General features: G+C 39.9%; 31 protein-coding genes and 1 pseudogene. 30 read left to right on the forward strand and 2 right to left on the reverse strand.

Annotated features, from left to right (window positions below; translation table 11 throughout):
* The first annotated feature begins 491 nt into the window (after window positions 1-491).
* From HP552_RS31685 to HP552_RS31705, 5 genes and pseudogenes are all read left to right on the forward strand, one after another.
* Entirely contained in the window at window positions 492-1,049 is a 558-nt protein-coding gene (locus HP552_RS31685) for a 2'-5' RNA ligase family protein (protein ID WP_175399326.1), read from the forward strand.
* Window positions 1,050-1,181: 132 nt separating this feature from the next.
* Window positions 1,182-2,177: a serine hydrolase domain-containing protein gene (locus HP552_RS31690; protein WP_175399327.1), complete on the forward strand. Its 996-nt coding sequence runs from the start codon at window positions 1,182-1,184 to the stop codon at window positions 2,175-2,177.
* Between the two features lie 67 nt (window positions 2,178-2,244).
* A complete protein-coding gene (locus tag HP552_RS31695; RefSeq protein WP_175399328.1) occupies window positions 2,245-2,613 on the forward strand; it encodes a hypothetical protein in 369 nt (122 codons plus the stop codon).
* 64 nt (window positions 2,614-2,677) lie between these two features.
* Window positions 2,678-3,218: pseudogene (locus HP552_RS31700) on the forward strand (hypothetical protein).
* Between the two features lie 92 nt (window positions 3,219-3,310).
* A complete protein-coding gene (locus HP552_RS31705; protein WP_246311146.1) occupies window positions 3,311-3,748 on the forward strand; it encodes a GNAT family N-acetyltransferase in 438 nt (145 codons plus the stop codon).
* Between the two features lie 271 nt (window positions 3,749-4,019).
* Here the strand turns inward: HP552_RS31705 and sstT are convergent, their stop codons facing one another.
* On the reverse strand, window positions 4,020-5,237 hold the full coding sequence (gene sstT / locus HP552_RS31710) for a serine/threonine transporter SstT (RefSeq protein WP_175399329.1): 1,218 nt from the start codon (window positions 5,235-5,237) through the stop codon (window positions 4,020-4,022).
* A 360-nt stretch (window positions 5,238-5,597) separates the two neighbouring features.
* Between sstT and HP552_RS31715 the strand changes: the two genes are divergently transcribed.
* The 23 genes from HP552_RS31715 (at window position 5,598) to HP552_RS31825 (ending at window position 21,200) form a co-directional block, all read left to right on the forward strand.
* Window positions 5,598-6,104: a GNAT family N-acetyltransferase gene (locus tag HP552_RS31715; protein WP_175399330.1), complete on the forward strand. Its 507-nt coding sequence runs from the start codon at window positions 5,598-5,600 to the stop codon at window positions 6,102-6,104.
* A gap of 200 nt (window positions 6,105-6,304) precedes the next feature.
* On the forward strand, window positions 6,305-6,814 hold the full coding sequence (locus tag HP552_RS31720; protein WP_246311147.1) for a GNAT family N-acetyltransferase: 510 nt from the start codon (window positions 6,305-6,307) through the stop codon (window positions 6,812-6,814).
* A 117-nt stretch (window positions 6,815-6,931) separates the two neighbouring features.
* A complete protein-coding gene (locus tag HP552_RS31725) occupies window positions 6,932-7,735 on the forward strand; it encodes a creatininase family protein (RefSeq protein ID WP_175399331.1) in 804 nt (267 codons plus the stop codon).
* A 50-nt stretch (window positions 7,736-7,785) separates the two neighbouring features.
* The gene (locus HP552_RS31730; RefSeq protein WP_175399332.1) at window positions 7,786-8,178 is read left to right on the forward strand and encodes a GNAT family N-acetyltransferase; all 393 of its coding nucleotides are present in this window, start codon (window positions 7,786-7,788) and stop codon (window positions 8,176-8,178) included.
* 263 nt (window positions 8,179-8,441) lie between these two features.
* Window positions 8,442-8,984 carry a GNAT family N-acetyltransferase gene (locus HP552_RS31735; protein ID WP_175399333.1) on the forward strand — a complete coding sequence of 181 codons (543 nt, stop codon included), beginning with the start codon at window positions 8,442-8,444 and terminating at the stop codon, window positions 8,982-8,984.
* Window positions 8,985-9,123: 139 nt separating this feature from the next.
* Window positions 9,124-9,741: a bis(5'-nucleosyl)-tetraphosphatase (symmetrical) YqeK gene (gene yqeK / locus HP552_RS31740; protein ID WP_175399334.1), complete on the forward strand. Its 618-nt coding sequence runs from the start codon at window positions 9,124-9,126 to the stop codon at window positions 9,739-9,741.
* A 133-nt stretch (window positions 9,742-9,874) separates the two neighbouring features.
* Window positions 9,875-10,453, forward strand: coding sequence for a GNAT family N-acetyltransferase (locus HP552_RS31745; RefSeq protein WP_175399335.1), 579 nt, complete (start codon window positions 9,875-9,877; stop codon window positions 10,451-10,453).
* Between the two features lie 174 nt (window positions 10,454-10,627).
* Entirely contained in the window at window positions 10,628-11,104 is a 477-nt protein-coding gene (locus HP552_RS31750) for a DUF5662 family protein (protein WP_175399336.1), read from the forward strand.
* Between the two features lie 115 nt (window positions 11,105-11,219).
* Window positions 11,220-11,768, forward strand: coding sequence for a GNAT family N-acetyltransferase (locus HP552_RS31755; RefSeq protein ID WP_175399337.1), 549 nt, complete (start codon window positions 11,220-11,222; stop codon window positions 11,766-11,768).
* A gap of 75 nt (window positions 11,769-11,843) precedes the next feature.
* Window positions 11,844-12,335, forward strand: a complete 492-nt coding sequence (locus tag HP552_RS31760) for a hypothetical protein (RefSeq protein ID WP_175399338.1) — start codon at window positions 11,844-11,846, stop codon at window positions 12,333-12,335.
* Between the two features lie 74 nt (window positions 12,336-12,409).
* Window positions 12,410-12,952, forward strand: a complete 543-nt coding sequence (locus HP552_RS31765) for an HAD-IIIA family hydrolase (RefSeq protein WP_175399339.1) — start codon at window positions 12,410-12,412, stop codon at window positions 12,950-12,952.
* An 86-nt stretch (window positions 12,953-13,038) separates the two neighbouring features.
* Complete coding sequence (locus HP552_RS31770) at window positions 13,039-13,902, forward strand: DUF4085 family protein (protein ID WP_175399340.1); 864 nt, start codon at window positions 13,039-13,041, stop codon at window positions 13,900-13,902.
* A 74-nt stretch (window positions 13,903-13,976) separates the two neighbouring features.
* On the forward strand, window positions 13,977-14,450 hold the full coding sequence (locus HP552_RS31775; protein ID WP_175399341.1) for an NUDIX domain-containing protein: 474 nt from the start codon (window positions 13,977-13,979) through the stop codon (window positions 14,448-14,450).
* A 263-nt stretch (window positions 14,451-14,713) separates the two neighbouring features.
* Entirely contained in the window at window positions 14,714-15,577 is an 864-nt protein-coding gene (locus HP552_RS31780; protein WP_175399342.1) for an imm11 family protein, read from the forward strand.
* Between the two features lie 81 nt (window positions 15,578-15,658).
* Window positions 15,659-16,039: a hypothetical protein gene (locus HP552_RS31785; protein ID WP_175399343.1), complete on the forward strand. Its 381-nt coding sequence runs from the start codon at window positions 15,659-15,661 to the stop codon at window positions 16,037-16,039.
* A 136-nt stretch (window positions 16,040-16,175) separates the two neighbouring features.
* Window positions 16,176-17,030 carry an MBL fold metallo-hydrolase gene (locus HP552_RS31790; protein WP_175399344.1) on the forward strand — a complete coding sequence of 285 codons (855 nt, stop codon included), beginning with the start codon at window positions 16,176-16,178 and terminating at the stop codon, window positions 17,028-17,030.
* A gap of 182 nt (window positions 17,031-17,212) precedes the next feature.
* A complete protein-coding gene (locus HP552_RS31795) occupies window positions 17,213-18,250 on the forward strand; it encodes a UCP032817 domain-containing protein (RefSeq protein WP_175399345.1) in 1,038 nt (345 codons plus the stop codon).
* Window positions 18,251-18,266: 16 nt separating this feature from the next.
* The gene (locus HP552_RS31800) at window positions 18,267-18,773 is read left to right on the forward strand and encodes a DUF6985 domain-containing protein (RefSeq protein WP_175399346.1); all 507 of its coding nucleotides are present in this window, start codon (window positions 18,267-18,269) and stop codon (window positions 18,771-18,773) included.
* Window positions 18,774-18,796: 23 nt separating this feature from the next.
* Window positions 18,797-19,327: a hypothetical protein gene (locus tag HP552_RS31805; RefSeq protein ID WP_175399347.1), complete on the forward strand. Its 531-nt coding sequence runs from the start codon at window positions 18,797-18,799 to the stop codon at window positions 19,325-19,327.
* Between the two features lie 18 nt (window positions 19,328-19,345).
* The gene (locus HP552_RS31810) at window positions 19,346-20,089 is read left to right on the forward strand and encodes an ATP-grasp domain-containing protein (protein WP_175399348.1); all 744 of its coding nucleotides are present in this window, start codon (window positions 19,346-19,348) and stop codon (window positions 20,087-20,089) included.
* Between the two features lie 129 nt (window positions 20,090-20,218).
* The gene (locus HP552_RS31815; protein WP_175399349.1) at window positions 20,219-20,377 is read left to right on the forward strand and encodes a hypothetical protein; all 159 of its coding nucleotides are present in this window, start codon (window positions 20,219-20,221) and stop codon (window positions 20,375-20,377) included.
* A gap of 131 nt (window positions 20,378-20,508) precedes the next feature.
* On the forward strand, window positions 20,509-20,721 hold the full coding sequence (locus tag HP552_RS31820) for a hypothetical protein (RefSeq protein ID WP_175399350.1): 213 nt from the start codon (window positions 20,509-20,511) through the stop codon (window positions 20,719-20,721).
* Between the two features lie 62 nt (window positions 20,722-20,783).
* Window positions 20,784-21,200 carry a hypothetical protein gene (locus HP552_RS31825; RefSeq protein WP_175399351.1) on the forward strand — a complete coding sequence of 139 codons (417 nt, stop codon included), beginning with the start codon at window positions 20,784-20,786 and terminating at the stop codon, window positions 21,198-21,200.
* A gap of 113 nt (window positions 21,201-21,313) precedes the next feature.
* On the opposite strand, the gene HP552_RS31830 is transcribed toward HP552_RS31825, so the two are convergent.
* Entirely contained in the window at window positions 21,314-22,282 is a 969-nt protein-coding gene (locus HP552_RS31830; protein ID WP_175399352.1) for a cation diffusion facilitator family transporter, read from the reverse strand.
* A 309-nt stretch (window positions 22,283-22,591) separates the two neighbouring features.
* On the opposite strand from HP552_RS31830, the gene HP552_RS31835 reads away from it, so the two are divergent.
* Window positions 22,592-23,269, forward strand: a complete 678-nt coding sequence (locus tag HP552_RS31835) for a response regulator transcription factor (protein WP_175399353.1) — start codon at window positions 22,592-22,594, stop codon at window positions 23,267-23,269.
* Complete coding sequence (locus tag HP552_RS31840) at window positions 23,266-24,642, forward strand: sensor histidine kinase (RefSeq protein ID WP_175399354.1); 1,377 nt, start codon at window positions 23,266-23,268, stop codon at window positions 24,640-24,642. Before HP552_RS31835 ends, HP552_RS31840 begins: the two co-directional genes overlap by 4 nt.
* Window positions 24,643-24,685: the final 43 nt, after the last annotated feature.

The following is a 24,685-nucleotide window of genomic DNA, read 5'->3' on the forward strand; positions in this document are numbered from 1 at the left end:
ACAATTATATAGTGTGCCAGGCGAAATAAAGGTTGGGATTATTTCAAAAAAATTTGGACGTCCTACCAGATCACTCATACATGTATAATTACAAACATCATGAGTAGGTCATTTAAATGGTTAAAGAGACGTTATGAACTTATTGTTAAACAAGATGAAGATTACTTTAGATGTAAAGGTCTCACTTTTAGTATATAAAGATACTTCTTTTCCGTTCAACTATGGGAGGATACAAACTAGGAGCAGGAGCCGAAGTTCTTCTTTGGGTACTTGGGGTACTCCTTCGTTCCGTAGTTAACCAGGAGTGGTCTTAGTTATTCAAATGCATAATAGAGGTTCATTCAACTAACGGGAAACGATAGCGTAATAGAACTAAGAAAGCAGCCGACCAATCTGATCGACTGCTTTTTTCATCTAACGGGCAGGATTGCTCAATGTTCTGTTGAATACCCTTCATTGCAGGTGCTACAGATATTGAGGAGGTTATAGAATTGTTCGGAGTAGTTGCTCATTTTGACCAGAATACAGAGCTCTATATAAAGCAGGTTTGGAAAGAGTTGAGCGATAATGCAGTTTCTAAATATGCAGAGGAAGTACAAGATAGACGACCTCACATTACGATAGCGGGTTATAACTCAGACGTAGATATCGAGCAATTCATAAGCGTTTTTGACTGCTTTTATGAATCTAAAAAACAACTTTCAATCACAATGAACTCGTTAGGAACTTTCCTGAACACTGGGATTTTATTCCTCACGCCTGTTCCTTCCAAAGAGTTTTTAACGCTTCATGATAATCATCACAGTTTCTTTGAAAAATATCGAATGAAAGCTGAGTCTCAATATCTTCCGGGTAACTGGATACCTCACTGTATACTAGCAAACAGATTAAACGATGAGAAATTAAAAGAAGCGATGTCTTTCTGCACGAAAAGAATCGAAAGAATAAGTGCTACAATCGTTGAAGTATCAATAATCAAAGCCACATACGAAAATAATAAATGTATAAAGTCACCATCAATTCATACGAAAGCTTTGGGCATTGTCTAAATTACAATATAAGTCTCACGACTCAGAGTAAGTTAGCTAACGAGATCGTAGAAATCATATTGAAGACGATAGACCAAGATCTTAACCTTACCTAGCTAACTGATAAAAGTGAAGAAGGTGGTGTTACTCCCGTTGCTCAACCTACAGAAATCGAACAATAAAACATTCAATGAACTGAATGATTATGTTTTGCGGGTTAAGAATGTGATATCTGCTACAGCAGCTGCAACCTGTATTATTCATCATGATCGTATCGTGAATGAATGGTATTCAGGAGTACATAACAATTCTCAAGGTAGTCGATTAGTGGATGAGGAATCACAATTTCATGTGGCTTCGATCCGAAAGACATATGTAGGATTTGCTATTAGTCTTGCATTATATGAGGGGAAGATCAGCAGCATAGATGATTTTGTTGCCGACTACTTGGATGATACGGATACGAAGGTATTAGGCGATACAACGATAAGACATCTGCTAACTCATACTCATGGTTTAGGTGATCTGCATCATCGATTGTTCCTTCCAGGGACGGACTGGAAATACAATAACGTTGGAGTCAATTTGCTCATTAAAATCATCCGGAAATTGTATCATATGCCGTTATCACAATTACTCGAAGAACGTATATTCTCACCTATGGGTTTTAGCCAAACAGGATGGAGAAAAGAACGGCATGAAAAGTTAATATGGCTCAATGAACAATATAACGATGAACAAGGCGATGAAGCCAACTTATTTGTGAGTACCAAGGAATTGGCCTACTGGGGTTATTTGCATTTGAAAAAGGGAGCCATTCACGGGAAGCAAATACTGCCCAGAGAAGTATTTGAACAAGCAACAACAATCATAAGTCCTCCAGATCTGGAACAACCATTACCGAGAAACGGTTTCTTTTGGCTTGTGCAAGATGAGCCGCGTGCTCGAACAGAATTAGGTGATGATCTTCCAACCGGTTCTTTTCAATCCTTGGGTGTCACCGGTTGTGCCTGCCTTGTCATTCCTAAGTATAGAACTGTAGCCGTAAGAATGTATAATCAAACCGGACCCAATCCAGTAGGATATGATTATCTAGAGGATATCAAAACATTTGGAAACCTGGTTAGTAAATATGTGGAAGATTTATAACCCTTGAAAGGTGATCTACCTACGTATGAAAAATGTAAACCAGTGATCAAAGGAGGAGAGCTCACTTATGGAAAATGTTTCGGAACGACATCAATTGCAATCCATACAATCCCTCCAATCTACAATCCGCAAATCCGAAAATGCCTTGACTCAGATGACTCAGAAAGGTGCAAATACGACCTTAATAGAGAAGAGACTCAGGGCTCTTAATATTGGCTTATCCATGCTTGAGAATGTGTGGCATCAAAAGCCTCATTCATATACCCAGGAAGATCTTACCGAAGCTCGCAATGTTCTTACTGGTTTAATGCCATCAATTGAAAATGCATTTGCTAAGTCAAAGGAAGGTGGTCCTCAAAAAAATCTTTTGAAAAGGAGAATTCAAGCATTGGAACTGGCTGTGCATGCGATTGACGATTTATTGCAAGATAACTGATTCTGACTTAAAGTCTGGCGAGCGGAAAAAGAAAGGTTTTATAAAAAAACATGGAGGATAACCAGTGAACAGCTATTATGGAGAACTTTGCACGAAAATATATGAAAACGATAAATCGTTAGCCGAAGGGAAGGAATTGGATTTTTACCTTTCGTTTGCTGACAGAAAAGATATACATGTGCTTGAGCCCATGTGTGGAAACGGAAGAATGCTGATCCCTTTTATGCAGCGTGAAATACAAATAGAGGGATTCGATGTTAAAAGGGAATGACATTGAAGAGATCCCCGAATGGAGAGAAACGGATCGAAAGGTTGTTAACAATGAATTAATTGTTCTATATAAAAAAGTTCAATATCACAAAGTTCAATATCACAAAGAGCAATCCATGCTTGTAACGGAGCTGAAGTATGAGTTAGTTAAAGACGACAAAATTGAAAAGACAGAGGTTATGGATTTTCCTCTTCGTTTGTATGATATGAAGGAGTTTGAAGACGTTCTTAGAACTAATGGTTTTCAACATATTCATTTGCATGAAGTGAAGGATGGATATGGGAAAGGTACTTATTTTCATGTTTTCGAATGTTCCTTATCGGATCTAAGCTAGGGAGTAACTTAATTGACATAAGCCCAAAATGGCCGATTTAATATTCGTGATGAAAAAATGTAAGTTCTTTAACATGATAAGGAGGTATTACATTGTCAGTTCCTAATTTGCTCGTTCGTGAAGCTGTGAAAGAAGATGTACCGTTTTTGATAGAATTGAATGATCAATTTAATGGAGTTCGCCGAAGTCAGGAAGAGGTGGAAACGGACCTATTGAATGGAAGAGAAGTTATTGTAGTAGCTGTAATGGAAGAGAAAGTTGTAGGGTTTGCATGTGGACAGATCTATAAATCGTTTTGCTATGCTGAGCATCAGGCTGAGATTACTGAAATGTACATACAAGAATCTGCACGAAGAAATGGATTGGCTACAATGATGATCGAACAACTGGAAGAAACATTTAAAAATTCTGGAGTGAAACACATAAAAATTTTGACAGGAATAAAGAATACAAATGCTATTAAGACATATGAAAAAGCAGGCTATAACCAGGAAGAGGAGCTAGTATTTGATAAAGATTTGTTATGTTAAAAACCTTTCATTGTTGAACATTCAAGAGATGAGTTGGGCAGTAGCGTTAATAGAAAATAAGAAATCTTCAGGCAGCGATGAAATTTCGGACAAAAATAAACCAAGTTAAAGCGAATATCATACGCTCTAGCTTGGTTTATTTGGTTTTTACTACGATGATACCATTAGAAATGGTCGACATTTTAATTTTGGTTTTAGTTGCAAAAAGCTGCAGCACTTAATTACGGTATATCAGAATAAGATTTAGTTTGCGATATAGATAGCAATGACCTCAAGCATTTCCGAATTCCTTTCGCTTCTTTGCATACTCCGCGGTTGCCGTAAACAATACATCTGACGAGGAGTTCAGAGCCGTTTCGGCAGAGTCCTGCAGCACCCCGATGATAAAGCCAATTCCAACGACTTGGATCGCAACTTCATTCGGAATACCGAACAAGCTGCAAGCGAGCGGAATGAGCAAAAGTGAGCCGCCGGCAACACCGGAGGCGCCTGCTGCGGAAACAGCAGATAATAGAGAGAGGACAATCGCCGTACCAAAATCCACTTCAATGCCAAGGGTGTGAACGGCAGCCAAAGTCAAAACTGAAATGGTCACTGCAGCGCCACCCATATTAATCGTTGCACCTAAAGGAATGGATACAGAATAGGTATCAGGATTCAGATTCATCTTTTCACACATCTTCATGTTAATCGGAATATTTGCAGCGGAACTGCGTGTGAAGAATGCAGTGACCCCGCTTTCTCTCAGGCAGCTGAAGACGAGTGGATATGGATTGCGGCGAATAGCGACGTATACAATCACCGGGTTTACCACTAGAGCAATAAACAACATGCATCCAATAAGAACAAGTAGTAACTTTCCATAATCAAGCAGTGATTGAAGTCCATTAGCTGTAATGGATTCATATACCAATCCCATGATGCCAATCGGTGCGAGGTTAATGACCCACTTGACGATCATGGATACAGCATCCGAGAGATTGGATATCGTAGTTTTGGTGCTGTCCTTGGCATTTTTCAAAGCAACTCCCAGAAGAATCCCCCAGGCAAGAATCCCGATATAGTTGGCATTCATCAGGGCACTAATCGGATTATCGACCACATTAAGCAGCAACGTTTGAAGAACTTCGGCAATCCCTCCGGGCGGAGTCAGATCTTCGGTGCCTTCTATAAGTGACAACTGAACTGGAAAGAGAAAGCTTGCCACAACAGCAGTTAGACCTGCCAAAAAGGTGCTTACAGCATAGAGAAGAATAACTGATTTCATGTTCGTTGGACTGCCCTTTTTATGCTGTGAGATAGCCGAAATAACGAGGAGGAATACTAGTATGGGTGCAACTGCCTTTAACGCAGATACAAACACGGAACCAAAAATGCTGAGTCCGGCAGCACGGGGAAAGACCAAAGCAAGAAGTACCCCTACTATAATTCCTACTAGTATTCGTTTAACCAAACTTAACCGGTTCCATTTGTGTAGCAATGTAAGCATGATTTCCCTCCAGGATTTAAAAATGGAAAAACTTGTGCGCTTCACAGTAATGAAGCATTTTCGTAATAAAAATTAGTTTACCATGAAAATCTCCCATTGCAATATAAAATATTGGGTACTACCATACGACTGAATAAGATCATGAATCATATTCACTTCATACATATTGTATACATAAAAGAGGGATTAACCTGTTAATTCCTTTCGATCATTTTAATTCCATAAAAGGTGTCGTCTGAGTTAAAATAGATGTAGTTAAGATACTAATCCTGAATGCTTGTGTTCTCTTGGTTTAAAAGAGACTTTTCGGAGTAACGGAGTCAGCAGAGCAAACTTTTATTATGAAAGAAGGATAAACATATGATTACAATTCGATTTGTAGCAGGTGAGGATATCCCACACATTCAGGCTATAGCTCATGAAACGTGGACTTTCACATATGGAGCCATTTACTCCAAAGAGTACATTCACAATTTTTTAGGAAGAGCCTATTCTACTGAAAATTTAAATCGATCTGTAGAGAGAGATCTTCAAAGCAACAAACGAAATTTTTTAATCGCTGAATTTAATGATGAAGTTGTTGGATATGCTCAAACAAATCAAGTGAATGAAGAAGAATATGAATTACTGAGAATCTATGTGCGACCTGAATACCATAAAATAGGAATAGGAAAAACCTTCATTCAGGAGTTTATTCGAATTTTAAAGCCGATAAAGAACATTTTTGCCTGGGTAGGAAAAGAGAATGAGATCGGAAGATCTTTTTATGAGAAGAGGGGATTTAAAGAAGCCGGGGAAATGACTGAAAGCATAGAAGGGCAAAGTAAAACACAAATTAAATATGAATTGGAAATTTCCCATGAATAGGGTATGAGTAGTTCAACTAGCCAATTTAAAAATCGTCAAATTCAATTGGTAGTTGCAGCATTTAATGAAAGGGCTATCAAGGTGTATGAACGGACGGGGTTTACGAAAGGGATAAGTTTTAAGAGCAAGGTTGAAGAAACGGAAATTGAATTTATTTCAATGAATTACATTAACAAGATTTGATAATTAAGAAGAGAAGTATGCTGACTAAACGAATAAGGGAGATGGAAGCTATCTATTCTTATAGATCTCTAAAGAAGGAGGATTTACAAGAAATATGTACTTTTCCTCAATCAGATGAAGAATTATTCTATGTTAGTCCGCAGTTCAAATATCCATTGACACCAGATCAGATATTAAAGGTTCTTGAGAATCGCTATGAGCCTACAGTTGTTGTTGATGAGGAGTCAGGACAAGTTATAGCCTATGCCAATTTATATGAGTACAAAGACGATGTATGTTGGCTTGGCAACGTTATTGTATCTGAGAGTTTTAGAGGACAAGGAGCTTCTAAGTATTTGTTAGAGACAATGATAATGAAGGCAAAATCGATTTATAGAGTAAGCAGTTTATTATTATCATGTCATAACACGAATTCAAGTGGCCTAGCATTTTATCACAAGTATGGATTTAAACCTATTGATATGCGAATAACAAAACTAGATAATCAAAAAAGAATAATAACTATACAGATGGAGCTAGAGATTTGAAAGTCTCTTCAAGAAAAAAATGTTGCTGATGGGGCTTTTGCATAGCCAATTTAAGGATCGTCAAATTGTAATTCAAAAAAATAAAACCTCAATGATGCAAAAAAAGGAAGTGATTCAATGTTGAGCTATACCAATACCACTAAAGAACTTTTTGAAAGCGGTATCGATACGGCCATTATCTCTGCCGGAGCTACCGAACAGTTTGGTCCATATTTGCCGATGCACTTAGATACTTTAATTGCTGAAAGATATGCTGAAGAATATGGAAAAACTCTAAATGCATACGTTCTTCCCACAATCCCCTTTAATACCTCTGAAGAGCATGCAAACTTTAAAGGCACGATTACAATTAGTCCTACCTTAGTAGCAACAATGCTAGAAGAAATAATTACAGGATTAATGAGACAGGGATTCAAGAAATTCGTTATTTGTTCTGGTCATGGTGGCTCCTATTGGGAGGGAGCATTTATCAAGCACATGAACTATAAGTATCCAGAAATCATCGTTATTCATCCGCACCATAATCATGATGCGTGGTTGGTTGCCGTTCAAGCAGCAGGGTTAGAGGGAATAGATGAAATGCACGGTGGATTGTTGTCGGTGTGTACTGCAATGTGGTTATGCCCTGATCATGTGAAAATCGAATCCATGGGATCCAACATACCTAGTGAAAACAAAAAGTATGCTGATTTTATGGGATGGGATAAGCTTACATCTGACGGATGTTGGGGAAGTTTTCAGCCCGGAATGTACACCAATGAAGAGTTAGCTCACAAGGGAAAGGTTTTTTGGAGTACTTTGATGAAAAGAAAAGCGGAAGGTCTAAAGGAATTATTAAATGAAGCATATATGAGAAAGACTTGTAATAGAGGAAATCATAACATTCACAATGTTTTTAGCAAGATGGAAGAAGAAAACTAAAAAGTTCTATATTAAGAATTTCTAACTTTTATTATTACGGGAGGTTATTTATGGTAGAGGTAAAATTACATACAGAGAAACCTATCGCCCCATCTCAACTAAAGAATCTTTATCAAGTTGCTGGTTGGTGGCCCGATCGGGATGAGGACGGAATTTTAAAATTACTTACTTGTGGTGTTGCCGTAGGAGCTTGGGAAGATGATGTGTTAGTTGGCTTCTGTAGATCGATTACAGACGGAATGTATCGAGCTTATATAGAAGATGTTGTTGTATTAAGTAGTTACAGAAATAAAGGAACAGGAAAACTAATGGTTGAAAGGCTTTTAAGTGAACTGAAAAATATTGATGTCATTAGTTTGTTTTGTACAGATGATTTGGTTGGTTTTTACGAAGGATCAGGATTTAAAAAGACAAAGCAAATTGTGATGCACTATAAAAATTAAAAATTTTATAATTGAGCGGGAACAGTGTGAATGATCATATCGGAGCGATATTAAGAACGGAACAGGATCAGGTTATAACGGCAGAAGGTAACTTCAATAATAAATCAGGAATATTTCGAAGAACTCCAGATCAAATAAACGGATATATATGAATCAACAATGAGTATGAATAGATTTTAAAGTCTGCATATTGAAAGTTAAAACTTCACATAACAAATTATTCGCGCTGTGGGCTATTGCCAAAAGATTAATGGGGGATGACAATGTTACCTTTTCAAGTAAATGAATCGATTTTAATAAAACTAATTCGACTGCAAGAAAGAGATGAATTATACACGTTAATTGATGAGAACAGAGCACATCTTCGAGAGTGGTTGCTTTGGGTAGATAAACGACAATCACCAATAGACTTAGATCCAATCCTAGCGATGTGGATACAAAATTATGAAGATAGAAACGGCTTTGATGCCGGTGTGTGGCGTGATGGTAAACTGGTTGGAATGATAGGCCTTCACTACATTGATTGGAAGAATAAAGTAACAAGTATTGGATATTTTTTGGCTGAATCAGCTGAGGGTAAAGGGATTATTACAAAATCAATCACAAGACTACTCGAAATCTTATTCAGTGAGTTGAAATTAAATCGAATAATCATACAGTGTGCAGAAACTAACCTTAAAAGCAGGTCTGTACCAGAACGTATTGGTTTTATAAATGAGGGCATTTCGAGAGAAGCACAATGGCTTTATGATCATTACGAAAATATTGTGACATATAGCATGTTATCAAGTGATTGGAATACTTAAATGCTGCAAATTCGCATATAACACATTATTCAATCACGGCTCCATGGGGTTGGTTTATAAGATGGGTTCCGGAGAGGATAATATCTTCGGGCCTATGAATGGGAATGTTAGCTGAAATTAATGTAAAGGTGGTCAACACATGAATCCAATTCTCAAACCATACGTAATGAATGTGAAATTATCTAATGATTTAAGGAATGATATTCACTCTTTCTTTGAAGCCCATCATGATCAGGAAACTTTACAACATACATTAACCGTCGCCACCGAAGCTAAGCGCGTAGCAGGATTATTTGGTGCCCACCCTCAAAAGGCAGAACAAGCGGGATTATTACATGATATTAGCAACGTGGTTCCAGTAAATGAAATGCTGAATTTAGCCAATGGATTGTCGATAGAAATCTTGGATGAAGAAAATAAATACGATAGAATCATCCACCAAAAGTTATCTAGAGCTATGGCAAAAGAAATATTTAATATCAATGATCAAGAAATATTAAATGCAATCGAATGTCATACCACTCTTAAACCACAATCAAGTTTATTGGATAAAGTTCTTTTCATTTCCGACAAAATATCATGGGACTTACCAGGAGAACATAACTATCTGGAAGAGATACGAGATAAAGTAAATGAGTATCAACTTAATGAAGGGATACTTATCTATCTCAACCAGGTGTGGGAACAACGCAATAAACTTAAATTAGTACATCCTTGGCTTATTGAAGCGAGAGATGAATTGTTGAAAGTGAAATAATGAGAGCGTTAACATTTTAACGCATTCTAAACCATCTTGGTTCATGTATGAATACGAGAGAGGTGAGAAGATGATATATCGGAGGAAAGCTCAGAAATAAGTGTTACATGCATAAACAATTCTGGAGGTTATTATGAGAGAAATAGATTATACGGATTATTATTGGCAAGATAAAAAGGTAAGATTGCGAGCAATACAGGAGGAGGACTGGGAAAGTTGCTACGTAAGTGATTTTGACACTCCCGCTCGAATTTTATTGGAATGTGCTATTGAGTTACCGCCTACCATGTCAGGAGCCAAAAAATTCGTAGAAGGAAATGCGAACTTCTCTTCTACGAATGGACGAATCATGTTCACGATTGAAAACTTGGATGGCGATAGCGTGGGAGGTATCAATTTAAACAGCATCGACGAGAGAAATGGGACATTTAGTATAGGAATTGTAATAGATAAAGAGTACCGAGGTATGGGATACGGCACAAGTGCTATGAAAATTTTACTAAAATATGCATTCCTGGAACGGAGACTTCATAAGTTCAATGACTATGTTCTTGAAGGTAATGAAGGCTCAGCGAAGATGATGAGGAAGCTCGGCTGTGTGCAAGAAGGTGTCCGACGCCAAGTCGTGTATATCAACGGAAAACATTTAGATTTTATCTTGTTTGGACTAACGAAAGATGAATTTATAGAAACGTTATCTAAAGAGAATTAGAACCAATATTTCCAAATAAATTAATTTGTTGTAAGATAGAACAATCAATTTCGGCCAGAACATTATGCTGTTCAGAAAAGTATGAATGGTTTTCTAACTAAAACGGAAGGAGGGAAGAAATTCTCTCCTTTTCTTGTACATGAGTGACACCTGCAGATCATTCAGAAGAGGAGGATGAATATTTTCAAGACTTATTGGAGGTATTTCCTATATGTAGTAGATCATAAATTAAATGTCCTCATAGAATGCTGGAAAGCAGGATTATACTATCAGGGATTGAAGCATGATATGTCCAAATTTTCCCTCAAGGAATTCATTCCCTATGCTCGAAAGTTTTATTCTGATCAAAAAAGTGAAGAGATTGAAAAGAAATGGAGATATGCATGGTTGCATCATCAATACCATAATAAGCATCATTGGGAGTACTGGGTAGTAAATCAATATGAAAGAAAAGCTTTGCCGATGCCGAGGAAGTACCTCATTGAGATGGTATGTGATTGGGAGTCGTTTTCAAGAAAATGGGGGCGTAAAGTAAAGGAAAGCAATCTGGCAGAAAGAATGATGACATCAGACAAAATCATCCTGCATGAAGATACAAGGAAAGAGCTTCAGGAGTTATTAACTAAATCAAAAGAAAAGAAGAAGAAATGAAACATCGTAAACGAGAGCATATATCACATATGTGTTTCGCATGTGTTAGTTTAACACCATTGGTTTGCCCGCGATCATCGCGCAGATTGGATAAACCCATGAAAGGAGAAAAAATATGCCTCAATTCCCCGTTTTAGAAACAGAAAGATTAATACTAAGGCAGATTACATCAGAGGATTCAAAGGATATATTTCATTATTTCTCTATGGATGAAGTTACAAAGTTTTATGATGTGGAGAGTTTTACGAGCATTGAACAAGCAGAAGAACTAATTCAAAGATGGAATGAAAGATTTGAAAAAGAACAGGCCATTCGCTGGGGAATCACACTGAAGTCGGAAAACAGAGTCATTGGAACGTGTGGATTTCATGGTAGGATGAAAAATCATTATAAAGCGGCAATAGGATATGAATTAGCATGGGAATATTGGCAGCAAGGTTACATAACCGAGGTGACTCAGAAGATCATTGAATTTGGATTTAACCATTTTGAATTAAACCGGATTGAGGCATTTGTAGAACCAGAGAATGTGGGGTCAAGAAAGGTACTTGAGAAAATAGGCTTTAGAGAAGAAGGGATTTTGAAAGAACACTATTATTGGAAAAATCGATTTGTTGATACGGCCATTTATGCTTTAATTAAGAAGGATTATAAAGTGCGTTAAGGAATGGGTTCAATCATCAAAGCTTTCAATTAGCTAACATGTATAGCTGAAGATATTTATTTATGTGGTGAGGAAATGGCTTGGAATATTGGATTACTTTGTATCAAAACAGAACTAAATAAAGTGGATGATATTCTAGATGTCTTTTACAAATCGGAAGATGGGTTACATTTTGAAGACGTTACTTCCTTTTCAATGGAAGATGCTCTTGGGGTTGGGGAACAGCAGCCCTGGATAATAATTGTTGATACACAAGGTCGATTTATCAATGACGTGAGTTTTCCACTGCAGTTATCAAAACAGTATAAAGTTAAAACGTTTTGGATCTCGGAGAAGCTCATTTATAGAGATTATTATTTCAATTTCTTGAAAAAAGGCGGATTAAAAAGCGAAGTTGTTGGTATAGATGGAGGACTAAAATATCTAAATTCTAAGGGCATTCAGGCAATAGATAAATGGGGAGAAACCATAATATTTCAAATCATAGAGAATGAGATCTTCAATAGAAAGACTACGAAATATGGTACGAGCCTTAATGAAATAAGATACCTGAAGTATGAATTATGAATTAGTTCAGGGTGGTACGGTGAGAGCTGGATGATCAGTAACCCATAAGGAATTTAATCAGAAAGGAGTAAGCCATGACTAAACAAAATGTAGACGTTCAAGCGGTCTTTATGGATAGAGATGGGACGATTGGGGGTACAGGTCACTTTATCCATCCCAGGGATTTCAAGTTATACCCGAATGCTCAGGAAGCTATAACTCTTTTAAAGAAAAATGGAATCAAGGTGTTTGCAGTTACGAATCAGTATAGAATTTCACGTGGAGAGGCTACTGTTCAAGATTTCGAAGAACAATTTAGTGAATATGGATTCGACCAATCCTATATATGCCCCCATGAACAAGAATGCGGTTGTAGAAAACCGAAACCTGGCATGTTGTTAGAAGCGGCAGAGCAGCACCATTTAGACTTATCGAGGTGTATCGTTATTGGTGACGTGGGGGATACCGACATGCTGGCTGCATACGCAGTAGGAGCGAAAAAGATCATGGTAAGAACAGGTTGGGGAGAATCCTCATTAACAACATACAGAAATAAGTGGATAGAGACGGAGCCTGATTACATAGCAGAAGATATTTTAGATGCAGTACACTGGATCATTAATGAAAGCAATCTTTAAAGCTTTTAAAAGAGGGAACATCATATAACAACAATAGCAGACAAACGGTAATTTAAGCCAAATATTTGAGATAGGAGAGGGTGCTCATGAAATATCTTACAAAGGAATGGTATGAATTATGCCAACAGATCAGCCTGCACTCTGGTATGAGAGTACATAGCGGAGCTCATCAACTGGATGAAGCTCTTTATTTGCGACTGTATAAAAGAAAAGAAAAAGAGCATGTAAAGTTTCAACGAGATGTTTATAATGTCGACCCCCGTTACATGCTGGAGCAGGATGGTGCGGTTCTTGTGCGTGCGGAGAAATTTATTAGCGGGGATGAGGTAACGGAAGAGGATACGATGGTTTATCATATGCCGCCTGAAGAAAGAGAGCATATAGAGAAATTAATTGCAGATTATGATGCGAGGCCGCCTTTTGATGAGTTGAGCAGCAGGCAAGAGTTTAAAAGTAACCTGGAATGGAATTGCGAAAACAAGATTGCACGATTACCGAAAGAGATCTATGACCAAATTGCGGATATACGTGTATTTGGCCTAGGTTATTGCACTAGAGAGGTTATGCGCCAGTTGAAAAAACAGAGCAAAATAAATGAAGCACAAATGCAGCTTATCTCAAAAGAATATAGGGAGGCGCAGCTAGCTGAACCTATTCCCGAACATATTCGCAATCAAGTCCATTTCCATGATTGCACTGTGACGGAGTTGGTCTCGGATACGGACTTGGTCATTCGATTCGATACACGTGGAGGCTTCACTAATTTGAATAAAGTCACGTTTGTTGCACCCGAGATCATCAAGCAAGAGGAGCACATTGTCCGTAGTTACTGGCTTTATCATGAAATGTATCGTATCGAGAATGGATATGAAGTACATATGCTTTTTGATGGTGCAGAGATGTCAGAACTGATCATTCAGTGCCAGGATATTGTTGTAGAAGAAGAGTGAACGGCAGAACGAAGTGTGATCGTTGCAAGCTGCAGTAATTTTTATTAACTCTATTGAAAGGGAGGTACTACTAAATGGGGATGTCTGATTACTATAAAAACCTTAGGCAAAAGATCGGAAACGAGCTCATATTTATGCCAGGTGTCGCTGCAATTATTCGAAATGAACAAGGAGAGATCCTGTTCGGGCGTAAACACAATGAATCAACTTGGGGGTTAATTGCAGGAGCAATTGAGATTGGAGAAACACCAGCTCAAGCGGTGGTCAGAGAAGCATTCGAGGAGACGGGGCTTTTCATTGTACCGGATAAGATTATTGGAGTCTACGGCGGTGAAGATCAACGTTTTACATATCATAATGGTCATCAGGTTGAATACTTAACTATTGTATTTGAATGCAGCATTCAATCAGGACAACTAAGATCAAATAATGAAGAGATGAAGGATTTGCAATTCTTCTCTGTGTATAAGCTTCCAGTCATAACCAACCATTACCCGGATTACATTTTCAGTTCCAATCAAGAAGAACGTGCGCATTTTATCAAATAATCCAATGTACATATATGGGAAGAGACTTGATGGTATCGACATGGAATGGACCACCAGTACATTGTCCGGTATTTGTGATGGGTATTGCGTTTTGAAGAAAACTTGCCGAACACAGAAATCCCTAAGTCTATAGAAGTGATTTTAAAAGTATTAGGGTGCACTTTGGTGATTCTAGGGATCATTTGGTTCTGGTTTTCAGAAGAATTTTATCGATATTGGTTTGAATCGGAATAGTACAGATCATATAAGCAGGAGTGAAATCAATGAAAGCATGGTTGTTAGATTATTATCCACCGAATAATACGATTGAGTTTAGCGACTCCGAGGAGTTGGATCAGATTTACGAGGCATTAGGAAGTGAAAATCCATTAATTCAGGAATGGTCTACGCCTACAGTTGAATTTAACGATGTGGGAAAACCAGCTGATATTTTAAACAGATACTCGGGAGCACTGGTTATTAGTAACAAAGTGAAAAATTTATTGGAACAGAATCATATCAAACATATTGAATTTCTTCCTCTCTCAACATCTACAAGTGAGGAATATTATATTCTTCACGTATTGAGCATCATTGATTGTATAGATCCGGAGAACTCTAAAGTTAGAACTTATTATGACGGCATTCCAGAGTTCGATGAATATTCACTCGTTCTGGATCAAGCAGCATTACAGGGACAACACATATTCAGAATCAAACTTCCAATTGGGGATAGAAAATTACCTTACATATATGTTTCAGATTCATTGCAAGAAATATTAAGTCAATCCATCGTGGGTTATCAATTAGTTGAGACATGGGACTCCGAATTTTCATGGAAAGCCAAAGAAGAAGAGCATGAACGGATGAGTAAAGAAATTGATAACTCCCTTCTAGAAATGTTTGATTTTGACAAAGCCAAGAAGTTTGCTCGCAAAAATAAGGGTCATGTGGTGTATTCGGGTAAGTGGGCAATCAAGGCAGATAAGGATAAGCGAATTTGGCTAGGAAACCTACAACTGGACGGGAGCTATTCATGGATAATGCCGATCTATTACCCACCGATTTTGTTAGGACTTCAGTGGGGGATAACGGAAAAAGGAAAATCGATGTTTAGTCGACTGAAAGAGAGTATGGGTTTTATATAACAAGCGTTTGAAGAATACTGATCGGCTTGCATCAATAAAGTATAAGAAGAAACTACATTATAAATGCTGGGATGTGAGTAGGTGGTAGTATTGTCTTCGATATTGTTTTCCGTCCTGATTCTGATTGTCATTCTATTTCAAGTTGCACTCGCTGCAGGTATGCCGTGGGGAGAGGCTGCCATGGGAGGCAAGTTTCCCGGGAAATATCCCACATCCATGCGTTATGCCTGTTTACTCCAGATCACCATTCTTGTATTCATTGGTTTAGTTGTCCTGAGTAAAGCGGGGGTGCTATTGCCTCAGTGGTCTGCGTTTGCAGATACAGCGATCAGGTTTATCGTTGCATATTTGGTGCTGGGGACAATATTAAATCTTATTACGAGAAGCGTATGGGAACGAAGAATCTGGGCGCCCGTAACGATACTGCTGCTTATCACAAGTATCATTATTGCTGTTTCATAAATAACGATTCTATTCATTGATATAAAGGGGTGATTCCATTGGTAAAACAATAAAATGAGAAAAATCCATCGTTTAAAACTATAATGACATGCGATTTTTCTCTTACTATCAAAATTATAAATAGAGGAGAATTGACATGTTAAATAAATTAAGTGAATCCATCTATTACTTATCTAACCAAAATGATAAAGATAGACCGACATTAGGGTTAGTTTGCGGGGATCAGTACAGTCTTGTGATTGATGGTGGGAATTCCGTTCAACATGCTAAAGACTTTTTGCAGGAAATAAGCCGTTTAAATGTACCACCCGTTAAATACTTGGCCATTACACATGCTCATTGGGATCATTTTTTAGGAATGAATGAATTCAATGCGACGATCATTGTTAATAGACTAACCCATCAATTGATCAATGTTTGGAGAAACTATTCGTATGATGACTATTCACTCAATGAATATGTAAAGTCAAACAAGATGAGTTCACATTGTATGGAGATCATACAAAATGAAATACCGATGAGAGACTCGTTTAAATTAAATACTCCTGATATCATTTTTGAACATTCTCTCCAGATTGATTTGGGGAATAAAATTTGTATTCTTGAGAGAATTCGAAGTACGCATACGGATGACTCAACCATTGTGTACATTCCAGATGAAAAAACCATTTTCCTGGGAGATAGCGCGTATGGAACAATTACAAATTCACTATTTCATTTCAAGCAAGCTCTGTTGCTGCTCATGATACAGGACATCCAAAAGTATGATGCCGATCATTTCTTACTTGGGCATGAATCCATTTGTGATCTGGATGAGATGGACGTGTTTTGGAGAGAACTTATCTCCTGTAGTAGAGCTGTGACATCCACATCATTAGATTGCGCAATAGAAACCTTTGAAAAAGATCATCAGCGGACTCCCAATGAAAATGAGATGTTCTTTTTAAAAGCGTTTGTTAACGATCAACGATTGAAGTCAAAGCAAGGATAGACAGTTTAACGTGCATATGTAATATCCATGCTGCATGGCGTGCGCTTCTTGAAGTAACCTTTAAACCAAGAGCCCTGACATTTATGTCAAAGGGCTCTTTTAATCATTGCCGGTCGTCAATTATACTAATGGGAGTTTACCCCATACATAGAAAACGATCAACGGAGAGGAGAGGCTCTACTATGCCTATCTACTACTACATCGCAGCAATTATATTGGTCATTGCAGTATATTTAATTCGGCGTAAAATCAGAATTTTCCGTCCAGCAGGGAGTCGCAGGAGGCACACGATAGTTACGTATAGACGCAAAAAGTTACCTTTGAATCTTGGAATGCGTGATGAAATTCCCTATGAGCAAACCATTCAACAATTGGAGAAGAGCTTTAATAAACATTATTCGAATAAACTTAAGCTCCGTATCGAGCAGGAATATCCTAACATCAAAAAGCTGGAGTATCGATGGAAACTGCTGGAGTTAAAAAGATATTTCGTTATGGCTTCTTTGCTTAAGCAGGTACCCATGTTCAGTGAAGAGGTAGACGAGTTTTGGCATGAAATGCTGATGTTTACGAAGTCCTACACTGACTTTTGTGCTGAATTTATGGGTTCCACGGTACATCATGAGCCGGCAGTTACCCGTCGTGAGAGTCCAGGAGCACGGGCATGGTTTGACTGGGTTTACTGTCAATTATTCGAATTCACTCCCTATAGTTCCGCGATCTGGGGTGATTTCTTCAGTTATCCGTTATCTGGTGATATGAAGAAGCTGATCACACAAGGGGATCAATCTGAACTGGTGAATCAACTCTTTCATACCAGACGTATGCAGGAGAATCCTGAAGCCGCGCAGGTTATTACTTATTTAATTGAAAAACTCCAAAGATCGGCAAGTCTAAACGAAAATGAGCTATCCCTCGAATCCTCGGGTACGGTTGATGTGGCTCTCATTATGGCGAGTGCCATGGTGTATCACTCCATGCATCATGAAGCAACATACGGGGTGCACATGGGTCGTCTGGAGCAGGAAATTCTTCCACAGGAAAAGGCAGCCGCCTCCGGGGCTTCGTCAAGCAGCAGTTGTTCGAGCAGTTCCAGCTGTTATGCGGATATTTGCACAGACAGCAGTGGTTCCTCGGGAGGTTCCGGATCATCCTCAGGGTCTTCCGATTCTTCTTGCAGCTCATCCAGCTGTTCGTCCTGTGGCGGTGGTGGAGATTAATGAAGGAGGATAAAGTATGACCGGGAGATTTCATTTAGAGCGTATTGGCGCAGAAGACCCCTCAGATGAGAACCGGATGTCCGGATATGGTCTGCTTAATTTGTTCCATTGCGAGGTTGAGTATCGGTTTAATACGGAAGACATGAGTTTGGAAGAAGCAGAGCTATATATCCGGGACGTGCTGAATCGCTTGCCGGATGGAACGATTAACGACATATGCAAGCTAGCATATGAATGGAAAACCGAGAAAATATTGAGTGATACAGTGGAATATGCTGCTGGTTTGGCTGAAGCTGAGGGCAGGGACATATTGGAGTTCATGTCAGTTGGCGAAGTTGAACTTTTTCGGAATCCTTATGATCAGAACGATGATATTTTGGGAGCGATTCTGGGTGGTGGTACCGAATGGGACGCTGAAAATGGCATGGAAATCGTGGTACGTGGTGATAAAGTTCTTGAAGTCCGTGAGTATTTGGGGTACGGAGCATTTGCCATCTGGACGGAATCGGATGAAAACGAGTAAGGTTAGTTAAGGGGTGAGACAGCATGGCGAACACGATATCCATGCCTCATGGTGTAGAGTCCGATATTGAATCCTTAGGCATGACTAATGGGTTAACGTCCGTCTTTATAGAGGTGCTATCCATCAGTGGCTCGATGCTGGCCAAGACGAACCGGGAGAGAGAAATGACGATCTGGTTGGCGCAGCAGGATCAGTCTATCGTAGGGATCGGGACGGTTGGTTTTGATATCGATGAGATGCCTTGGACCGTAGACACCTTTGATGATGAGAAAGATTTTATGCTGCGCATGATTGCACATGCAATCGCTGAAGCAGGGTGGGAGAAGTTAAATTATGAACCACGCAAAGAGTCGGTTATATACTGTTTGGAGCAATTTCGGATAATGATTCAAGCCTTCATGAAACAACACGTTAATCTGAGCAACTACCTGGAGTGGTCCGAGATTGAAGAGGATGATGCTCGACCGACGATCCCGCCAGGATATCCGAAATGCGCAAAACATGAAGTGTACCTGTCATGCCATGGCTGCATTTTATGTAACAATGGAAGTTAGTAAGGAGGGAGTACCAAAATGAGAGCATATATCCAGACCGATAAGAACGGAGACTTTTACAATGTAAATGCGTTCATTGCTAATGAAGGATTCAGTATGTTAGGCTGGGAAACTATTAAATTTTTTGATTTGCAAGAGATCGAGGAGGATAAGAGCCCTGAAAGTCTGCTAGTGGGCGGCATTGGTAATGTAAGAAAGCGTCTGGAACATTTGGGACTGAAAAGAAAACATGGAGAAATTGATTATCCAAATACCTTGGCAGGTTATCTGGGTCGAAAAGTATGGAGTACTACGATCCAGAAACTTTTTCAGGATAAAGAGAGTTGGAATGTCTTCGTTAAACCGAAGGATATGACCAAAAAGTTTGCCGGAAAAGTGGTGAAAGAATACAGCGATTTTATCGGACTTGTGGAAGAGAATGAGGATACCAGTATATGGTGTTCGGAGATCATAGATTTCAAAACCGAGTGGCGCTGCTTTATTCGATACGGAGAAATTGTGGATATCAGAAGGTATAAAGGGGCGTGGGATTCAACATTGGATACTCGTGTTATTGAAAGAGCTGTTAGCGATTTTACGAACGCACCAGCGGCATATGGGATGGACTTTGGTGTAGATCACGAAGGAAATATGAAGTTGGTAGAGATCAATGATGGCCATTCTCTGGGGAGCTATGGAATCAGCTCTGTAAACTATGCGAAATTTCTCTCAGCCAGATGGGCAGAGATGACGGGCACGACAGATGATCTAAGATTCCTATAGGCTGAACGGGATTGGTCAAATTGATCAGCAGTACTAGTCCTCTATCCATTGCATGTTTCAGTTTAACTCAGGATTGCCCGATTTTTTGGAGCAATTGAATCTGCTCTGTTATGGAAAGAGAACAAAAAAATGAAATCTAGGTTGGAAAGAGGAAGAATGAGTATAGAGGAATATGGGGATCAGGCTAAGAGAAGCAAAACAAGCTTCGTAATCAACATTAGCTATCTTGTTATCATCTTGTTTCAGCTTGGATATGTCATTATGAATTGGGACGAAGTGGATATTTAGTATTCTAACCAGTCATTAATATTTAAAATAGGAGATTATATAAAGTTTAGGAGGAATTCTAGTATCGAGGTGGGTGTGAGTTAATCAAATCAATTACAGTTTTCAATATAAGTGAGGGGTTGTAAACTAGGATGGAACTCTTTGGAGCTATGATAGCTTTAGTTATATGTTTTATTGTGTTTCTTATCATTGTTGCAGTTGTACGTTATGCCATAGATTCATCAAAAACATCGAGAAGACTTGAGTATCTGATTAAAGAAGTGCATTATTTGAAATCTGAAATCAAAAAACATAACCACAATAAACAAGGTGACAACAAGCAGATTATTGACGAAAAAGTATAAATGCCTATTCAAGAACTACTGCCTTGAATCCTACAAGTTATTTTATTGATAGGGGAGTTAAGATGCGAGATGATTTCATTGAAATGGTAGAAGAGAGTGACGAACGATACAAATGTTATATTTTGAAAAGTACCGTCCAAATATTTAAGCAATCCATCAAGGATGGAGATTTAAATGATGTCCGAATCTATATATCCACTTCTGTTCAGTTAGATGCAATTGTTAGTATAGTAGAGTCATATCTGCATTGGTTTACAGAGTGTGAGGCTGCATTTCGAAACTACTATGAGAACGAACTTCGTGAACAAGTATCCAAGGATTGGTTTAATGAAATTGAAGTATATCGAGTGGACATAATATTTAATAACAAAGAGGATTACGGAGCAACAATAGCCTGTGGAGACAATGTATTACAAGGCCACATCATGATTATTGATTTTGATCGAGAACAAGTCCTGGCGATCCACTTTAATGGATAATACATAACAATTGAAATGGAATGAAAGGTTACAAAAAATGAAAAACAGGACTATTCCACTACTGGGAATCAGTCCTGTTTCCATATACAGCTACAGCTAACGTTCTCTTCTTCTCAATGATGATGATGCGCATGTGCGTCTGGTGCATCACCTTTAACGGTGCATAATACAGAAGTGTCGTGAAGATGCTTCTCAGATTCCACCTGCAAGGTGACATGCTTGATATCTTTATGCTCCAGCATATGTTCGATCTTCTGGACGAGCGTTTCGGCTTCATAAATACTCAATGTTCCATCGACCACGATATGAGCGGTCAGTGCATTAAGGTTACTTGTAATGGACCACACATGCACATCGTGAACGCCATGGACACCGTCTACCTTTTTAATGGTTTGTACGAGGTCGTTGACATCCACATTCGCCGGGGTGCCTTCCATCAAAATATGCAGGGAGGATTTCGTTACGAAGAAACCGCTTCGCAACACAAGCACCGCCACAATTACGCTTGCGAGTGGATCCGCCCAGCCCCAGCCGAAGAACATCATCAGCAGTGCTGCGACAATCGCACCGATGGACCCTAACATATCACTGATGACATGGAGGTAGGCACCTCGCATATTGAGGTTATTCTCCGTGTCGCTGCCGCGCATCATGATCCAGGCGACGAGAATGTTCACGAGCAATCCGATGATGCTGATGATCAACATGCCTACCGTTGCAACTTCCGGCGGATGGATGAAGCGGCCGATCGCTTCGTAAAAGATGTACAGTGAGATGGCGATCAAGGTGACTCCGTTTAAGGTAGCAGCCAAAATCTCAAACCGTCTGTACCCGTACGTTTTGCCTGTATTGACCGCTTTCTCACCAAAGGTAAACGCCAGTAACGCAATCCCCAGAGCAACGGCATCGGACAGCATGTGGCCTGCATCGGAGATAAGAGCCAGACTGTTGGTAATGAAACCGCCAACGGCTTCAACGATCATATAAACTGTAATAATGATGAAGGAAAACAAGAGTACTTTCTTATTATTGGGATGAGCATGATGGTGTCCATGGTCGTGATTGTGGTGATGTCCGGACATACGAGATCCTCTCCTTTGGAGCATTGCTCCGTTATGTAAGTATGATTCCTATTGTAAATTAGGGTACTTCACTACATATTTCATTTTAAAAGATGAATATATGAGCGCTCGTTCATATGTTATGGTTTTATTATAGATGCGCCTAATAATAGTGTCAACCAGATTCGAGAAGATGTAAACATGGCTGCGTCATCAGCGCATGTGTGTTGGCAAATGACTTTGCTTTTGTGCTACCATCTGTGCAGGATCCATGTGCGGAAGTATCCGTAATAACATATTTGAACTTTTAAAAAAGGGGTGGACAACAATATGAAGCATCTGCTTCTGGCGGACGATGACGCCAACATTAGAGCACTCCTGCGGCATGTCATGACCAAGGAAGGGTATCGGGTGCACGAAGCGCAGGACGGCCTGGAAGCGATCAAGGTGATAAAAGAAACGCCGATCGATCTGGCGATCCTGGACGTGATGATGCCAGGTATGGACGGTCTGGAGCTATGTGATTTCATTCGGCAGCATTATGATATTCCGATTATGCTGCTAACGGCACGGGATCAGTTATCCGACAAGAGGGAGGGCTATCTGAAAGGCACGGACGAATATGTGACGAAGCCGTTTGAACCCGAAGAGTTGATCTACCGGGTCAAGGCGCTGTTTCGCCGTTACCATCGTACGTCCAGTGACATCATACGCATGAACCGCATCGTGATTGACCGGAACAATGTGGAGGTATCCGACGGTCAGTCCATTTTATTTTTGCCCATGAAGGAATTCCAGCTGCTCTCCCAGCTGGCACAGTATCCAGGTCGTTTATTCTCGCGGGAGGAACTGATTCGACTTGTCTGGGGAGCAGACTATGAAGGAGATGACCGCACTGTGGATGTGCACATCAAGCGGTTACGCGATCGGTTTGCCGATTATGCGGATGATTTCGTTATTCAGACAGTGCGGGGGATTGGTTACAAGATGGAGGTGAAAGCGCAGTGAGGACCTTGTATGTTCGGGTGTTCCTCATTACGGTTGCGGTAATTGTGGTCAGCGGCATGCTGGGTTTTCTTTTATCAAACATTTACTATCATGCGAAGCTCAAGTCGTTCAATGACGAGAAGCTGGTGGGCATCGCCACAGAGATGAAGCAATTTGTGGAGCAGGAACCGGACACGATGAAACAGTACCTGAACAATGCCGCAGCCCTCGGGTACGAAATCTATGTGACGGATGGAAAAGGGAATGATCAATTCTACGGCAGCGAGTTCCGCGGGAAGGAGCTGGACAAGCAAGCTGTAGATCTGGTGCTGAGTGGGGAGGTTTACCATGGCGTTGCCCAGTTTCCAAGCAAACCCTTCATTACAGGCTTTTTCGATAATCAATTAAGCAATACCGTCGGCGTTCAACTGCAGATGGAAAATGCACATTATGCCCTGTTTATGCGGCCAGATGTGATCTTGCAATTCGGTGAGCTGCGTATCTTCTTTGCGCTGATTGGAGCACTTACGGTGGGTATAAGTATCTTGATCTTTCTGATAAGTACGCGCTATCTGGTTAATCCGATTGAACGTCTGTCGGAGGCGACCAAGCGAATTGCCCAAGGGAACTATAATCTGAAACTGCCCACTACGCGGCGCGATGAGATTGGACAGCTGGCCCAGCATTTCATGACCATGAGTCGTGAATTGGAGCGGGTAGATCAGGCACGTCAGCAGTTTGTATCGAACGTATCGCATGAGATTCAATCACCGCTGACATCCATTCAGGGGTTTGCCCAACTGGTCGCGGATCGGGACCTGCCAGAACAAGAACGGGAGCACTACGCCTCCATTATTGAGGAGGAGAGCCGTCATCTCTCGCTGCTCAGTAAACAGCTGCTTCTTCTGTCATCCCTTGAACAAGGTCATGAGGATCTGACCAAATCAAAATTCTCTCTGCGGGATCAGTTCCGCCAAGCCGTTCAGGTGCTGCAATGGCAGCTGGAAGAAAAGGAGTTACTGCTCCGGATTTCGGTACCCGAAACGATCCAGCTGGTTGGCAATGAAGTGCTGCTTATGCAAGTGTGGATGAATTTGCTGGGCAATGCGGTGAATCATCTTCCGCAGGGAAGAAGCATCGAGATTCATGCCGAACAGACAGATGCCCACTGTGTGATTCATATTCGGGATACAGGAGACGGGATTGCTGCGGAACATCTGCCATTCCTGTTCGATCGTTTCTACCGGGTGGACCGTGCCCGAGAGCGTTCATCCGGACGAACCGGGCTTGGACTTGCCATTGTGCAGAAAATTATCCGGATCCATGACGGGACGATCGAGGTCTCGAGTTCAGCCGAAGGAACGGTCTTTACCGTGACGCTCCCGCAGATGTAATCTGTTATTCATTTGCCGTTCATTTTCGCCTCCTATACTTGGG

The sequence above is a fragment of the Paenibacillus xylanilyticus genome, assembly GCF_013359935.1.
GTDB classification, from domain to species: domain Bacteria; phylum Bacillota; class Bacilli; order Paenibacillales; family Paenibacillaceae; genus Paenibacillus; species Paenibacillus xylanilyticus.

Coding starts and splice junctions, on each gene's coding strand:
- HP552_RS31725 (WP_175399331.1), top strand. CDS start 6,932: ATGTTGAGCTATACCAATACCACTAAAGAACTTTTTGAAAGCGGTATC.
- HP552_RS31805 (WP_175399347.1), top strand. CDS start 18,797: ATGGCGAACACGATATCCATGCCTCATGGTGTAGAGTCCGATATTGAA.
- HP552_RS31830 (WP_175399352.1), bottom strand. CDS start 22,282: ATGTCCGGACATCACCACAATCACGACCATGGACACCATCATGCTCAT.
- HP552_RS31820 (WP_175399350.1), top strand. CDS start 20,509: ATGGAACTCTTTGGAGCTATGATAGCTTTAGTTATATGTTTTATTGTG.
- HP552_RS31775 (WP_175399341.1), top strand. CDS start 13,977: ATGGGGATGTCTGATTACTATAAAAACCTTAGGCAAAAGATCGGAAAC.
- HP552_RS31815 (WP_175399349.1), top strand. CDS start 20,219: ATGAAATCTAGGTTGGAAAGAGGAAGAATGAGTATAGAGGAATATGGG.
- HP552_RS31825 (WP_175399351.1), top strand. CDS start 20,784: ATGCGAGATGATTTCATTGAAATGGTAGAAGAGAGTGACGAACGATAC.
- HP552_RS31835 (WP_175399353.1), top strand. CDS start 22,592: ATGAAGCATCTGCTTCTGGCGGACGATGACGCCAACATTAGAGCACTC.
- HP552_RS31760 (WP_175399338.1), top strand. CDS start 11,844: ATGGCTTGGAATATTGGATTACTTTGTATCAAAACAGAACTAAATAAA.
- HP552_RS31695 (WP_175399328.1), top strand. CDS start 2,245: ATGGAAAATGTTTCGGAACGACATCAATTGCAATCCATACAATCCCTC.
- yqeK (WP_175399334.1), top strand. CDS start 9,124: ATGAATCCAATTCTCAAACCATACGTAATGAATGTGAAATTATCTAAT.
- HP552_RS31780 (WP_175399342.1), top strand. CDS start 14,714: ATGAAAGCATGGTTGTTAGATTATTATCCACCGAATAATACGATTGAG.
- HP552_RS31730 (WP_175399332.1), top strand. CDS start 7,786: ATGGTAGAGGTAAAATTACATACAGAGAAACCTATCGCCCCATCTCAA.
- HP552_RS31765 (WP_175399339.1), top strand. CDS start 12,410: ATGACTAAACAAAATGTAGACGTTCAAGCGGTCTTTATGGATAGAGAT.
- HP552_RS31715 (WP_175399330.1), top strand. CDS start 5,598: ATGATTACAATTCGATTTGTAGCAGGTGAGGATATCCCACACATTCAG.
- HP552_RS31735 (WP_175399333.1), top strand. CDS start 8,442: ATGTTACCTTTTCAAGTAAATGAATCGATTTTAATAAAACTAATTCGA.
- HP552_RS31755 (WP_175399337.1), top strand. CDS start 11,220: ATGCCTCAATTCCCCGTTTTAGAAACAGAAAGATTAATACTAAGGCAG.
- HP552_RS31770 (WP_175399340.1), top strand. CDS start 13,039: ATGAAATATCTTACAAAGGAATGGTATGAATTATGCCAACAGATCAGC.
- HP552_RS31800 (WP_175399346.1), top strand. CDS start 18,267: ATGACCGGGAGATTTCATTTAGAGCGTATTGGCGCAGAAGACCCCTCA.
- HP552_RS31810 (WP_175399348.1), top strand. CDS start 19,346: ATGAGAGCATATATCCAGACCGATAAGAACGGAGACTTTTACAATGTA.
- HP552_RS31790 (WP_175399344.1), top strand. CDS start 16,176: ATGTTAAATAAATTAAGTGAATCCATCTATTACTTATCTAACCAAAAT.
- HP552_RS31720 (WP_246311147.1), top strand. CDS start 6,305: ATGCTGACTAAACGAATAAGGGAGATGGAAGCTATCTATTCTTATAGA.
- sstT (WP_175399329.1), bottom strand. CDS start 5,237: ATGCTTACATTGCTACACAAATGGAACCGGTTAAGTTTGGTTAAACGA.
- HP552_RS31750 (WP_175399336.1), top strand. CDS start 10,628: ATGAATATTTTCAAGACTTATTGGAGGTATTTCCTATATGTAGTAGAT.
- HP552_RS31795 (WP_175399345.1), top strand. CDS start 17,213: ATGCCTATCTACTACTACATCGCAGCAATTATATTGGTCATTGCAGTA.
- HP552_RS31745 (WP_175399335.1), top strand. CDS start 9,875: ATGAGAGAAATAGATTATACGGATTATTATTGGCAAGATAAAAAGGTA.